The organism is Roseospira goensis (assembly GCF_014197795.1).
Classification (GTDB): domain Bacteria; phylum Pseudomonadota; class Alphaproteobacteria; order Rhodospirillales; family Rhodospirillaceae; genus Rhodospira; species Rhodospira goensis.
Genome location: NZ_JACIGI010000004.1, coordinates 218,818 through 231,002 on the forward strand (window position 1 = coordinate 218,818; position 12,185 = coordinate 231,002).

The 12,185-nt window shown below is 69.3% G+C and carries 13 protein-coding genes; 12 read left to right on the forward strand and 1 reads right to left on the reverse strand.

Annotated features, from left to right (window positions below):
• Positions 1-80 precede the first annotated feature (80 nt).
• The 12 genes from GGD88_RS03935 to mnhG all read left to right on the forward strand — a co-directional run bounded on the left by GGD88_RS03935 (position 81) and on the right by mnhG (position 11,794).
• Entirely contained in the window at positions 81-1,424 is a 1,344-nt protein-coding gene (locus tag GGD88_RS03935) for a substrate-binding protein (protein WP_184431926.1), read from the forward strand.
• Between the two features lie 146 nt (positions 1,425-1,570).
• On the forward strand, positions 1,571-2,599 hold the full coding sequence (locus tag GGD88_RS03940) for a branched-chain amino acid ABC transporter permease (protein ID WP_184431928.1): 1,029 nt from the start codon (positions 1,571-1,573) through the stop codon (positions 2,597-2,599).
• A gap of 5 nt (positions 2,600-2,604) precedes the next feature.
• Positions 2,605-3,765: a branched-chain amino acid ABC transporter permease gene (locus GGD88_RS03945; RefSeq protein ID WP_184431930.1), complete on the forward strand. Its 1,161-nt coding sequence runs from the start codon at positions 2,605-2,607 to the stop codon at positions 3,763-3,765.
• Between the two features lie 17 nt (positions 3,766-3,782).
• Positions 3,783-4,541: an ABC transporter ATP-binding protein gene (locus GGD88_RS03950; RefSeq protein ID WP_184431932.1), complete on the forward strand. Its 759-nt coding sequence runs from the start codon at positions 3,783-3,785 to the stop codon at positions 4,539-4,541.
• Positions 4,538-5,323 carry an ABC transporter ATP-binding protein gene (locus GGD88_RS03955; protein ID WP_184431934.1) on the forward strand — a complete coding sequence of 262 codons (786 nt, stop codon included), beginning with the start codon at positions 4,538-4,540 and terminating at the stop codon, positions 5,321-5,323. The genes GGD88_RS03950 and GGD88_RS03955 overlap by 4 nt, the downstream gene beginning before the upstream one ends.
• A 625-nt stretch (positions 5,324-5,948) precedes the next feature.
• The gene (gene mbhE / locus GGD88_RS03960; protein ID WP_184431936.1) at positions 5,949-8,234 is read left to right on the forward strand and encodes a hydrogen gas-evolving membrane-bound hydrogenase subunit E; all 2,286 of its coding nucleotides are present in this window, start codon (positions 5,949-5,951) and stop codon (positions 8,232-8,234) included.
• The gene (locus GGD88_RS03965; protein ID WP_184431938.1) at positions 8,231-8,773 is read left to right on the forward strand and encodes an MnhB domain-containing protein; all 543 of its coding nucleotides are present in this window, start codon (positions 8,231-8,233) and stop codon (positions 8,771-8,773) included. Before mbhE ends, GGD88_RS03965 begins: the two co-directional genes overlap by 4 nt.
• A 1-nt stretch (position 8,774) precedes the next feature.
• A complete protein-coding gene (locus GGD88_RS03970) occupies positions 8,775-9,170 on the forward strand; it encodes a Na+/H+ antiporter subunit C (protein WP_184431940.1) in 396 nt (131 codons plus the stop codon).
• The gene (locus GGD88_RS03975; protein WP_184431942.1) at positions 9,167-10,675 is read left to right on the forward strand and encodes a Na+/H+ antiporter subunit D; all 1,509 of its coding nucleotides are present in this window, start codon (positions 9,167-9,169) and stop codon (positions 10,673-10,675) included. The genes GGD88_RS03970 and GGD88_RS03975 overlap by 4 nt, the downstream gene beginning before the upstream one ends.
• Positions 10,672-11,013, forward strand: a complete 342-nt coding sequence (locus GGD88_RS03980) for a Na+/H+ antiporter subunit E (protein WP_221236985.1) — start codon at positions 10,672-10,674, stop codon at positions 11,011-11,013. The genes GGD88_RS03975 and GGD88_RS03980 overlap by 4 nt, the downstream gene beginning before the upstream one ends.
• Positions 11,010-11,354, forward strand: a complete 345-nt coding sequence (locus tag GGD88_RS03985; protein ID WP_184431944.1) for an MrpF/PhaF family protein — start codon at positions 11,010-11,012, stop codon at positions 11,352-11,354. Before GGD88_RS03980 ends, GGD88_RS03985 begins: the two co-directional genes overlap by 4 nt.
• Positions 11,351-11,794: a monovalent cation/H(+) antiporter subunit G gene (mnhG, locus tag GGD88_RS03990; RefSeq protein ID WP_184431946.1), complete on the forward strand. Its 444-nt coding sequence runs from the start codon at positions 11,351-11,353 to the stop codon at positions 11,792-11,794. Before GGD88_RS03985 ends, mnhG begins: the two co-directional genes overlap by 4 nt.
• A 235-nt stretch (positions 11,795-12,029) precedes the next feature.
• Here the strand turns inward: mnhG and GGD88_RS03995 are convergent, their stop codons facing one another.
• On the reverse strand, positions 12,030-12,179 hold the full coding sequence (locus GGD88_RS03995) for a transposase (protein ID WP_425502569.1): 150 nt from the start codon (positions 12,177-12,179) through the stop codon (positions 12,030-12,032).
• Positions 12,180-12,185: the final 6 nt, after the last annotated feature.

The window sequence follows — 12,185 nt, forward strand, 5'->3', positions numbered from 1 at the left end:
GTGGCCGCCGGCAACACGGTAGCCAGGGCCGGACGTTCCTCTGGCCGCGCCACTTCGAACGATCGACAGGGAGAAACGTTATGGTTGAGTTTTTCACGCCGAGCCGTCGCGGCGTCCTGAAGGGCGGGGCCGCCCTGGGGGCCGGCCTGGCCGCGCCCACCATCTTCAGCTCCCGCGTGTGGGCGGCCGACTATCTGAACAAGCCGATGGGCGACACCGTCACCTTCGGCTTCAACGTGCCGCAGACCGGCGCCTACGCCGACGAGGGCGCCGACGAGTTGCGCGCCTACGAGCTCGCCGTGAAGCACCTCAACGGTGAGGGCGACGGCGGCATGCTGAACACCATGAAGCCGCTGGCGCTCACCGGCAACGGCGTGCTGGGCAAGAAGGTGGCCTTCGTCACCGGTGACACCCAGACCAAGTCCGACGCCGCTCGCGCCAGCGCCAAGCGCATGATCGAGAAGGACGGCGCCATCATGATCACCGGCGGCTCGTCCTCCGGTGTGGCCATCGCCGTGCAGTCGCTGTGCCAGGAGGCGGGCGTCATCTTCATGTCCGGCCTGACGCACTCCAACGACACCACCGGCAAGGACAAGCGCCGCAACGGCTTCCGTCACTTCTTCAACGCCTACATGTCGGGTGCGGCGCTGGCGCCGGTGCTGAAGAACGCCTACGGCACGGACCGCAAGGCCTACCACCTGACCGCCGACTACACCTGGGGCTGGAGCCAGGAGGAGTCGATCAAGAACGCCACCGAGGCGCTGGGCTGGGAGACCCTCGAGGCGGTGCGCACCCCGCTGGGCGCCGGCGACTTCTCGCAGTACATCACGCCGGTGCTGAACTCCGGCGCCGACGTGCTGATCCTGAACCACTACGGCAAGGACATGGTGAACAGCCTGACCCAGGCGGTGCAGTTCGGCCTGCGCGACAAGCAGGTCAACGGCAAGGACTTCACCATTGTGGTGCCCCTGTACTCGCGCCTGATGGCGCAGGGTGCGGGTGAGAACGTGAAGGGCATCTTCGGCTCCACCAACTGGCACTGGTCGCTTCAGGACGAGGGCTCGAAGGCGTTCGTGAAGTCCTTCGGCGAAGAGTACGGCTTCCCGCCGTCCCAGGCCGCCCACACCTGCTACGTCCAGGCGCTGCTGTACGCCGACGCCTGCGAGCGCGCCGGCACCTTCATGCCCTGCGCCGTGGTCGGCGCCCTGGAGGGCCACGAGTTCGACGGCATGGGCAACGGCCCGACCCTGTACCGCGCTGCGGACCACCAGTGCTTCAAGAAGGTCCTGGTGGTGAAGGGCAACGAGAACCCGACCTCGCAGTTCGACATCCTCGAAGTGGTGCAGGAAGTGCCGGTCGAGCAGGTCACCTACGATCCGGCGATCTTCGGCGGCGACCTCGGCGAGTGCAACAACGGGGCGTAAGCCGCCCTCTCCTGTGACCCGAAAGGATGGCGGTCGCCCCGGTCGGGCCGGGGCGGCCGCCCCCGTTCTATCCGGGGCATCGCCGCGCGCGCGGCCGGCCGGCTCCGGATGCAAGAATTTCCTGACGCTAGAAGGAGTCTGACGGGATGGACGCGATCCTTCTCCAGATCCTGAACGGGCTCGACAAGGGCGGCGCCTACGCCCTGATCGCGCTCGGATTGACGCTGGTGTTCGGCACCCTGGGCGTCGTCAACTTCGCCCATGGCGCCCTGTTCATGCTGGGGGCGTTCTGTGCCGTGACGGTCAACCAGTTGATCGGACTGGAGCAGGTCACCCAGGATCCCACCCAGCTGACCCCGTGGGGCACGCCGGTCGAGATCCGCGAGCCCTATATCGTTTCTTGGCTGGGCGACACCGGGCTGCTCATCCTGGAGTATTCGGTCCCGGTCTCCATTCTGGCGGCCATTCCCGTGATGATCGTCATCGGGCTGGTCATGGAGCGGGGCCTGATCCAGTTCTTCTACAAGCGGCCGCACGCCGAGCAGATCCTGGTCACCTTCGGCCTCGCCATCGTGCTGCAGGAGATCATCAAAACGCTGTTCGGCGCCAACCCGCTGCCGCAGACCCCGCCGGATGCCCTGCGCACCGCCGCCGACGTGGGCGTGATGTTCGGTTTCGAGCCCGGCCAGATCGTCTATCCCTGGTGGCGCCTGGTCTACTTCCTGTTCGCCGCGCTGGTCATCGGTAGTGTCTTCGCCTTCCTGCAGTTGACCACCTTCGGCATGGTCGTGCGTGCCGGCATGGCCGACCGCGAGACCGTGGGCCTGTTCGGCATCGACATTCAGAAGCGCTTCACCGTCGTCTTCGGCCTGGCGGCCGTGGTGGCCGGCCTCGCGGGTGTCATGTACACGCCCATCCTGCCGCCGGACTACCACATGGGCATGGACTTCCTGGTGCTGTCCTTCGTCGTCGTCGTCGTGGGGGGCATGGGCAGCCTGCCGGGCGCGGTGGCCGCAGGCTTCCTGCTCGGCATCCTGCAGTCGTTCGCGTCCATGACCGAGGTCAAGAGCATTTTCCCCGGCATCGACCAGATCATCATCTATCTGGTCGCGGTCGTGATCCTGCTGGTCCGGCCCCGCGGCCTGATGGGCCGCAAGGGTGTGATGGAGGGCTAACCGCGATGAAACCCGTCAAAGCCACCGCCCGCAACGACCACCTGCTGTTCGTCGTCTTCGCCGTGGTCGTGCTCGCCATGCCGATCTGGCTGGCGCCGCTGGGCGCCGGCTACCCGGACCTGATGCAGAAGTTCGCCATCTACGGCCTGTTCGCGATGGGCTTCAACATCCTGTTCGGGCTGACCGGCTACCTGTCCTTCGGCCACGCCGCGTTCCTCGGCGTGGGCTCCTACACCGCGGTGTGGTCGTTCAAGCTGCTGGGCATGAACCCGCTCCCGGCCATCGCCCTCGCCGTGGTGACGACCGGCGTGTTCGCCTGGGTCATCGGCTACATCAGCCTGCGCCGCACCGGGATCTACTTCTCCATCCTGACCCTGGCGTTCGCGCAGATGTCCTACAACCTCGCCTACTCGGTGCTGACGCCGATCACCAACGGTGAGACCGGCCTGCGCGTTCTGAACGACGATCCGCGCATCCTCGACCACATGGTCGGCCGCGGGGAGGCCGACGGCTCCCTGGTGGCGACGCTGTTCGGCGTCGAGATGAACGGCATGCCCGGATTCTACTTCTGTGCCGCCTTCCTGATCATCGGCATGTACATCTCGATCCGCATCTTCCGCTCACCCTTCGGCCTGATGCTGCGGGCCATCAAGACCAACCAGAACCGCCTCAATTACACCGGTGTCAGCACCCGGCCCTATGCGCTGACGGCCTTCGTCATCTCCGGCATGTACGCCGGGCTCGCCGGCGGTCTCCTGTGCGTCACCGACCCGCTGGCGGGCGCCGAGCGCATGCAGTGGACCGCCTCCGGTGAGGTGGTGCTGATGACGATCCTGGGCGGCGCCGGCACCCTGGTCGGCCCGATCATCGGGGCGGGCCTCATCAAGTACTCGGAGAACATCTTCTCGGCCTTCAACGAGCAGACCCTGCACGGCATCTTCGCCTTCCTCCCGGACGGCATCGAGGGCGCCGTGGTGTCCGTGGCCGGCCTGTTCGTCGGCGAGGGCTGGCACCTCACCCTCGGCCTGCTGTTCATGATCATCGTGATCTTCCTGCCGGGCGGCCTGATCGAAGGCGGCAAGCGGCTGGTCGACATGACCGGGCGCGGCCCGCGCGGGGGCGGCGGCGGCCGCGCCGGCGATGCCGCGCCCCAGGCAGCCGAGTAAGGGGGAGGACAGCCGCAATGGGCATCCTGCAAGTCCAGAACGTCAACAAGAGCTTCGGCGGCCTGAAGGCGCTCAACAACGTCAACCTCGACATCGAGGAAGGCGCCGTCCACGCCATCATCGGGCCCAACGGCGCCGGCAAGTCGACCCTGCTGAACTGCTTCGTCGGCCGCCTGCGCCCCGACACCGGGACCGTCAAGTTCCAGGGCCGCTCGCTGCTCGGCCTCAGCCCGCATCAGATCAACCAGGCCGGGGTTGCCCGGGTGTTCCAGACACCCGAGATCTTTACCGATCTGTCGCTGCTGGAGAACGTGACCATCCCCGCCCTGGCGGTGCGCGACGGCGCCTTCCGCATCAACGCCTGGAGTCGGGTCGACGCCCAGGCCGACGCCCGCGCGCAGGCCGAGGCGATGCTTGAGAGTGTCGGCCTCGCCGACAAGCGCAACCAGCACGCGGGCAACCTGTCGCGCGGCGACAAGCGGCGACTGGAGCTGGCGATGTGCCTGGTCCAGGACCCCAAACTGGTGCTGCTCGACGAGCCGACGGCCGGCATGTCGCGCGCCGACACCAACGCCACCATCGACCTGTTGGCCCGCATGACCGAGGAACACGGGGTCACGAAGATCATCATTGAACACGACATGCACGTCGTGTTCTCGCTGGCCCGGCGGGTCACGGTGATGGCCCAGGGCACCCCCATCGTGGAAGGCACGCCCGAGGAGATCCGCGGGGATTCGCGGGTCCAGGAGGCCTATCTGGGAGGAGCGCACGTATGAACCAGACCCTGACGAAAGCCCACCCCGGGGGCGCGCAGGCCCACGCCGTCGCCTCCAACCAGAGTTCCGACCGGGCCCCCGCCTACGTCTCGACCAAGGGGCTGCAAGCCTACTACGGCGAGAGCTACGTCGTGCAGGGGGTCGGGTTCGAGATGCGCGAGGGCGAGATCCTGGCGCTTCTGGGCCGCAACGGCGCCGGCAAGACGTCGACGCTGCGGACCATCGCCCGCCTCGACGCGCCGCATCTGGCAGCCGGCGAGGTGTGGCTGGACGGCCATCCGCTGCACACCATGAAGGCACATCAGGCGTCCCGCCTGGGTGTCGGCCTGGTGCCCGAGGACCGGCGCATCATCTCCGGCCTGACGGTGCAGCAGAACCTGCAATTGGCCCAGATCGCCCCCCCGCGCGGCTGGACCCTGGAGCAGGTCTACGAGCTGTTCCCGCGCCTGGGCGAGCGCAAGAACCAGGAGGGCACCACCCTGTCCGGGGGCGAACAGCAGATGCTGGCGATCGCGCGCGCGCTGTCGCGCGACGTCAAGCTGTTGCTGCTCGACGAGCCCTACGAGGGGCTGGCGCCGGTGATCGTGCGCGAGATCGAGAAGACCCTCGAACGCGTCCGCGACCTGGGCATGACCACGGTGATCGTGGAGCAGAACGCCATCGCCGCGCTCAACATGGCCGATCGGGCGGTGATCCTGGACATGGGCGAAGTGGTGTTCGACGGCAGCGCCCGCGAGGTGCTGGACAACGCCGAGCTGCGGCACGAGTACCTGGCGGTCTGATCCGCACCCCGCCTGAGCGCCGGCCGTGAGAGCGTGGGCGGGAGATCGCCTGAACCGCCCTGGTTTTTTCCGGAGGCTGCCCGGTGCGACTCCGACGCCGCCATCGCGGCCGTCCTGAAGGTCCCAGGATGGCGGCCTTCGACCGGGCTGTTGCTGTGGATCATGGGGGTATGGGGGCCGAGCGGTTCACTCAGACGGGCCGTCTGAGTCCATGCCAGGGACTCATGCCGGGGACTCATGCCGGGGACTGACGCGGCCGGCGAGCGCACCATGTGGACCGAGGTCACTCGTTCTCCGGGTCAGCGGACGGATCCGGATCGCGTGTCCCGCCGCCTGTGCGCTGCAAAAAGGCCGGTTCAGTTGCGTTTTTTTCGGCGCCATCGGTCTTGAGACAGCCGCCGTTTCCCTTATCTCAGTAGGCGCGTGAGACGACCGGCGTCCCGCCTGCGGTCAGGGCAGGCCCCGCGTCGGCGTGGGCACGCGTCCCCCCGGGCGCGGTCCGGTCGATCCGTGGGCCGCTCGCGTCCCTCATCCGATTTCGCGGCGTTCGCCCCGTGCCCCTCACCCGGGACACGGGCTTGTGTTGTCGACCCTCAACGCCTGGACCCACGCGTCCGGAGGACCCATGACCGACCCCTCTCCCGCCGCACACCAGGCGCGCTCCGCCCCGCCGGGCATTCCCGGCCTGCGTTTCCTCCCGGCCCTGGTGGCGGCGCTGGCCGCGGCGTGGTTCCTGGGGTTCGTGCCGGCGGTGGCACGCGGCGAGGTGCTGACCTGGGCGGTGCCGTGGGTGCCCGGTCTGGGCATCGAACTGGCGGTCCTGATCGACGGTCTGGCGCTGGCCTTCGCGCTCATGATCACCGGGATCGGCGCGGGCGTGTTCCTGTACACCGCCAGCTACTTCAAGGGCGATCCGCGGCTGACACGGCTTCAGGCGCTGCTCATGCTGTTCGCGGTCTCCATGCTGGGGCTGGTCCTGGCCGATGACGCGATCACGCTGTTCGTGTTCTGGGAAGGCACGACGGTCACCTCGTTCCTGTTGATCGGCTTCGACCATGCCAAGAAGGAGGCCCGGGACAAGGCGTTGCAGGCGCTGCTGGTGACCGGCCTGGGAGGATTGGCGCTGCTGGCCGGACTGTTGCTGCTGGGGCTGGAGACCGGCACCTTCCGCCTGTCCGAGATGGCCCTGATGGGCGATGTGCTGCGCGCCAGCGACCTCTACCTCGGCATTCTGGTTCTGGTCCTGCTGGGCGCCTTCACCAAGTCGGCCCAGTTCCCGTTCCACTTCTGGCTGCCCAACGCGATGGCGGCGCCGACGCCGGTCAGCGCCTACCTGCACTCGGCCACTATGGTGAAGGCCGGCGTCTACCTGCTGGCGCGGCTGTCGCCAGCCCTGGGCGGGACCGAGGTGTGGATCTGGACCCTGACCCTGGTCGGCGCCGTGACCATGCTGCTGGCTTCGGTCTGGGCGCTGCGCCAGACCGACCTCAAGCTGATGCTGGCCTACACCACCGTCATGGCCCTGGGTGCCCTGGTCATGTTCCTGGGCGGCGGCCATCCGGCGGCCGTGAAGGCGGCGGCCACGTTCCTGATCGTCCATGCCCTGTACAAGGCCAGCCTGTTCCTGCTGGTCGGGGTGCTGGACAAGAAGGCCGGCTCGCGCGAGGTGGACGCGCTGCGCGGACTCGCCGGCGCCATGCCGCTGACCGCCACGCTGACCGCCCTGGCGGCCCTGTCGATGGCCGGTTTCCCGCCGTTCCTGGGTTTTATCGGCAAGGAGTTGAAGTACGAGGGGGCCCTTGCCGTGGCCTCGGAACCGGTGTTCGTGGCCGGCGCCGCCGTGCTCGCCAACGCCCTGATGGTCGCCTGCGCCGGCCTGGTGGCGGTGCGCCCCTTCGTCGGCCGCACGCGCCGCGCCCCAAAGGATCGCCCCGCCGACCCGCCGGTGGGGATGTGGCTGCCGCCGGCCGTGCTGGCGGTGCTGGGGCTGGCCTTCGGCGTGTTCCCGGACCTGCTGCTGGGGCGCACCCTGATCGAGCCGATCGCCACCGCCATCCTGGGCGAGCCGTTCGCGCTCACCCTCAAGCTCTGGCATGGTATCAACCTGCCGCTGCTGCTGAGCCTGCTGACCTTCGCCCTGGGTCTCACGCTGTACCTGTTGGCGCCCCGTGTTCGACGGGCCCTGGCCGGCGCCGAAGCCGGTGGCTTGCCGGCGGCGGAGGGCGGCTATGACGCCGCCCTGTCGGCCACCAAGGGCGTCGCGGCCTGGCAGACCCGGGTGATTCAGGGTGGGCGCATCACGGTCTACCTGCGGGTGACCTTCGCGCTGTTGGCGCTGCTGATCTGGGGCGCGGTGCTGACCGGGACCGGGCCGTGGCCCGCGTTCGACATCGACGTGCCGCTGCTGCACTGGGCGATTGTCGGCCTGATCGCGGTGTCGGCCGTGGCCATCGTGCTCACCCGCTCGCGACTGGCGGCGATCTGCGCCCTGGGGGCGGTGGGCGCCGGGGTGGCGATCCTGTTCGTGCTGTACGGGGCCATCGACGTGGCCATGACCCAGTTGCTGATCGAGATCCTGGTGGTGGTGTTCATCGCCATCGCCCTGCTGCGTCTGCCGCGGATCCCGGCCGGCCTGCCGCGACGCTGGGGCGACGCTGCCCTCGCCGCAGCCCTGGGGCTGGGCGTCGCGGTGGCCCTGGTGGCGGTGCTGGGTGGCGACCTCGGCCGCGAGCTGACCGCCTACTTCGAGGCCAACAGCGCGCCCGAGGCCCTGGGCCGCAACATCGTCAACGTCATCCTGGTGGACTTCCGGGCGCTGGACACGCTGGGCGAAATCGCGGTGGTGGTGATCGCCGCGGTTGCCGCCATCGCCGCCCTGACGGCCCGCCGCACCAAGGGGAGGCGCCCGTGAACTCGCTGATCCTGACCACGGCGACGCGGGCGTTGGCGCCGCTGCTGCTGGTGTTTTCGGTCTACATCCTGCTGCGCGGCCACAACGAGCCGGGCGGCGGCTTCATCGGCGGTCTGGTCGCCGCCACCGCCTTCGCGCTGCTGGAGAAGGCCGAGGGTGTCGCGCGCGCCCGCCGCCTGCTGCGGCTGCGCCCGCTGACGGTGGCGGCGCTGGGCCTGGGCGCAGCCCTGCTCGCGGGCCTGTGGGGAGCGGTGGCAAAGGGGCACGTCCTGGCCGGGGTGTGGCCGCTGATCGAAAAGACCGCCGACGGCGGCAAGTCGGGCCTGCCGGTCGGTTCGGTGCTGCTGTTCGACGTCGGGGTCTATCTGGTGGTGGTGGGCGCCGTGTGCGGCGTGCTGTTCGCGCTGGAGGAAGCCGCCACCGCGCTCGAGTGCGAGCCCGACGAGGGCGGCGCGGGCCGCGGGGGCGGTGCCCCGAAGACGATCGACCAGACGATGGACCGGACGATCGACCGGACCGTGGACGGAGGAGACCGCTGACATGGAACTGATCCTCGCCGCGCTGGTGGGGCTTCTGGTCGCCGCCGGCGCGTACCTGATGATGTCCGGCTACCTGGTCCGGTTCCTGTTCGGGTTGGTGCTGCTGTCGAACGCGGCCAACCTGGCGATCTTCGCCGCCGGTCGCCTGACCTATGCCGCGCCGCCGCTGATCCCCGAGGGCGCCCTGGCCCCGGGCGGGCCGGTCGGCAACGCCCTGCCGCAGGCCCTGATCCTGACCGCCATCGTCATCGGGTTCGGGCTGTTCGCCTTCGCCCTGGCGCTGTCCTTCCGCGCCTATAACGCCCTGGGAACCGCCGAGATGAACGCCATGCGCCATGCCGAGCCGGTCCCGGCCCCCACGCCCACCGCCGCCGCCGAAACGGAGCGCCCGGCATGATGCTCGCCGCCGCGATCCTGATCCCGATGGCCACGGCGGTGCTGTGCCTGATGCTGCGGCGTCGGGCCGCCGTGGCCCGTCTGGTGTCGCTCGCCGGCGCGGTGGCCCTGCTGATCGCCAGCGTGCTGCTGCTGGTCACCGTGCTGCAGGGCGGGCCGGTCGCCGCCCAGATGGGCGGTTGGCCCGCCCCCTTCGGCATCACCCTGGTGGCCGACCTGCTGTCCGCCGCCATGGTGCTCATCACCGGCATCGTCGCCGTCGCGGTGGCGGTCTACGGGCTGGCCGACGTGACCCGCAACGAGGAGCGGCGCGGTCACCACACCCTGACCCAGGCCCTGCTGGCCGGTGTCTGCGGCGCCTTCCTGACCGGCGACATGTTCAATCTCTACGTCTGGTTCGAGGTGATGCTGATCGCCTCCTTCGGCCTGCTGGTGATCGGCGGCGGCAAGGCGCAGATCGACGGCGCGGTCAAGTATGTGGGCCTGAACCTGATCGCCACCCTGGCCTTCCTGACCGGCGTCGGCCTGCTGTACGGCGCCACCGGAACGCTGAACATGGCCGATCTCCACGGCATCGTGCCCGGCCGCCAGGACGAGGTGGCGATTCTGGGCGCGGCCGCGCTGCTGCTGTTCGCCTTCGGGGCCAAGGCGGCCATGTTCCCGGTGTTCTTCTGGCTGCCGGCGGCCTATCACACGCCGTCGGTGACCACCTCGGCGCTGTTCGCGGCGCTGCTGACCAAGGTCGGCGTCTACGCCCTGCTGCGGGTGTTCACGCTGGTGTTCGATGCCGGCCACCCCTCGATCCAGGCGGTGCTTCTGGTCGGGGCCTGCCTGACCATGGCCGTGGGGGTGCTGGGGGCGGCGGCGCAGAACGGCATCCGGCGCATCCTGTCATTCCATATCATCAGCCAGATCGGCTACATGGTGGTGGGCTTGGCGATCTACACGCCTCTGGCGATCGTGGGCGGTATTTTCTACCTGTTCCACCATATCGTCGTGAAGGCGAACCTGTTCCTGATCGGCGGCCTGATCGCGCGCCGCACCGGCTCCGAGGACCTGGACCGAATCGGCGGGCTGTGGGCGGCGCGGCCGTGGCTGGGGGTGCTGTTCCTCATCCCGGCGCTGTCGCTGGCCGGCATCCCGCCGCTGTCCGGGTTCTGGGCCAAGCTTCTGATCGTCCAGGCCAGCCTGGAGGCCGAACTCTACATCGTGGCTGCCGTCGCGCTGGTGGTCGGGTTGCTGACCATCTTCTCCATGTCCAAGATCTGGCTGGAGGCGTTCTGGAAGGAGGCCCCGGCGGGAACGCCGGCGGCGACCGGGACCGTGCCCGCGCTCGGTGCCGCGGCGACCGCGGCGCTGCTGACGCCGGCGTTGGCGCTGGCCGCCATCACGGTGGTCATCGGTCTGATGCCGGGACCGTTCTTCGACGCCGCCCAGGTGGCGGCCGACCACCTGGTGACCCCCGACGCCTATGTTCGGGCCGTGCTGGGAGGAGCCTCGCCATGATGCGCGTGCTGCGCCGGCTGCTGGCCGTGATCGGCCTGCTGGCCTATTTTCTGTACGATCTGGTGGTGTCCAGTGTGCGCGTGGCCTGGGACGTGGTCACACCCCGGCTCATGGCACGGCCCCGCCTGATGGAGATGCCCCTGGACGCCCGCACCGACGCGGAAATCCTGATGACCGCGAACCTGATCTCGCTGACACCGGGGACGTTGTCGATGGATGTCAGCGAGAACCGCAACACCCTTCTGGTGCACGCCATGTTCGCCGGCCAGGACGCCGACGCCACGCGCACTGCCCTCAAGACCGGCATGGAGCGCCGCGTGTTGGAGGCGCTGCGATGACGGTCCTGGAAACGCGTCTGGACGGCCCGCTGGACGTCGCCGTGGTGCTGGCCGGGGTCATGCTGCTGGCGGCCCTGTGCCTCACCGTGTTCCGGCTGCTGCGGGGGTGTACCCTGCCGGACCGGGTCGTCGCCCTGGACCTGATTTCGGCCCTGCTGGTGGCCTTCCTGGTCCTGTTCGCGCTGGCGGTCGGGGTCACCGCCTATATGGACGCCGCGATCGCCCTGGCCCTGATCGCCTTCCTCGGCACGGTGGCGTTCGCTCGCTTTGCCGAGCGCGACCGCCCCGATGGCGGCCGCCCCGTGGACGACAGCCGAAACGACACGGGAGACGGACCATGAGCGCCGCCCTGAGTGCCCCGCTGGGCGCCCCCCTGAGCGAATGGATCGCCGCCGCCCTCGTGCTGCTGGGCGGGGCCTTCTGTCTGGTGGCGGCGATCGGCGTGGTGCGCATGCCGGACGTCTACACCCGCATGCACGCCAGCACCAAGGCCGGCACCCTCGGCGTCGGCCTGCTCGCGGTGGCGCTGGCCGTGGGCAGCCCGGTGGGGACGGTGACCGTCAAGGCCATCGCCGTCGTCGTGTTCCTGATCGCCACCGCGCCGATCGGGGCGCATCTGATCGGACGCGCCGCCTACCGCTCGGGCGTGCCGTTCTGGCCGGGCACGGTGATCGAGCCCGCGGTCCACGAGACGTTCCCGCGCGATCCGACCCCTGGAAACCGGGGCGCTGTCGAGGACCTGCCGCCGTCGGCCCGCCCCGACGACCGTGTCGGCGGGTAGCGCCGATCGCCCCGGACCCGACACGAGCGTTGCGTCCCGTCAATGCACACCTCCGTTCGACCCGGCACCCTGGGGCCATCGTCGCGTGCGGGATGTGGCCGCCGCGACGGCCCCGTTTCGGGACCGCGGTCGTGCGCCGGTCCCGGTCCCCGCTTCCTCCCTGGAAGCCACCCTTGGCCCGGTCGCGGATCCGTCCTGAAAAGGCCCGGATCGGACCGGGTTCTTTTTTGGTTCATCACGGAATTCCGGGGAAGGCGGCGCGGATCTTGAGAAAGAAGTAGGCGTCATCCCGGAAACCGTAGGCCATCCGCTTGATGACCTTGATGCGGTTGTTGATGCCTTCGAGGACGCTGGTGTTGAGGCGCCAGACGGTTGCGGCCGCGATGCCTGC

Bases quoted from the DNA above. Each gene is read 5' to 3' on its own strand.
- GGD88_RS03935 (WP_184431926.1), top strand. From the start codon at position 81: ATGGTTGAGTTTTTCACGCCGAGCCGTCGCGGCGTCCTGAAGGGCGGG.
- GGD88_RS03940 (WP_184431928.1), top strand. From the start codon at position 1,571: ATGGACGCGATCCTTCTCCAGATCCTGAACGGGCTCGACAAGGGCGGC.
- GGD88_RS03945 (WP_184431930.1), top strand. From the start codon at position 2,605: ATGAAACCCGTCAAAGCCACCGCCCGCAACGACCACCTGCTGTTCGTC.
- GGD88_RS03950 (WP_184431932.1), top strand. From the start codon at position 3,783: ATGGGCATCCTGCAAGTCCAGAACGTCAACAAGAGCTTCGGCGGCCTG.
- GGD88_RS03955 (WP_184431934.1), top strand. From the start codon at position 4,538: ATGAACCAGACCCTGACGAAAGCCCACCCCGGGGGCGCGCAGGCCCAC.
- mbhE (WP_184431936.1), top strand. From the start codon at position 5,949: ATGACCGACCCCTCTCCCGCCGCACACCAGGCGCGCTCCGCCCCGCCG.
- GGD88_RS03970 (WP_184431940.1), top strand. From the start codon at position 8,775: ATGGAACTGATCCTCGCCGCGCTGGTGGGGCTTCTGGTCGCCGCCGGC.
- GGD88_RS03975 (WP_184431942.1), top strand. From the start codon at position 9,167: ATGATGCTCGCCGCCGCGATCCTGATCCCGATGGCCACGGCGGTGCTG.
- GGD88_RS03980 (WP_221236985.1), top strand. From the start codon at position 10,672: ATGATGCGCGTGCTGCGCCGGCTGCTGGCCGTGATCGGCCTGCTGGCC.
- GGD88_RS03985 (WP_184431944.1), top strand. From the start codon at position 11,010: ATGACGGTCCTGGAAACGCGTCTGGACGGCCCGCTGGACGTCGCCGTG.
- mnhG (WP_184431946.1), top strand. From the start codon at position 11,351: ATGAGCGCCGCCCTGAGTGCCCCGCTGGGCGCCCCCCTGAGCGAATGG.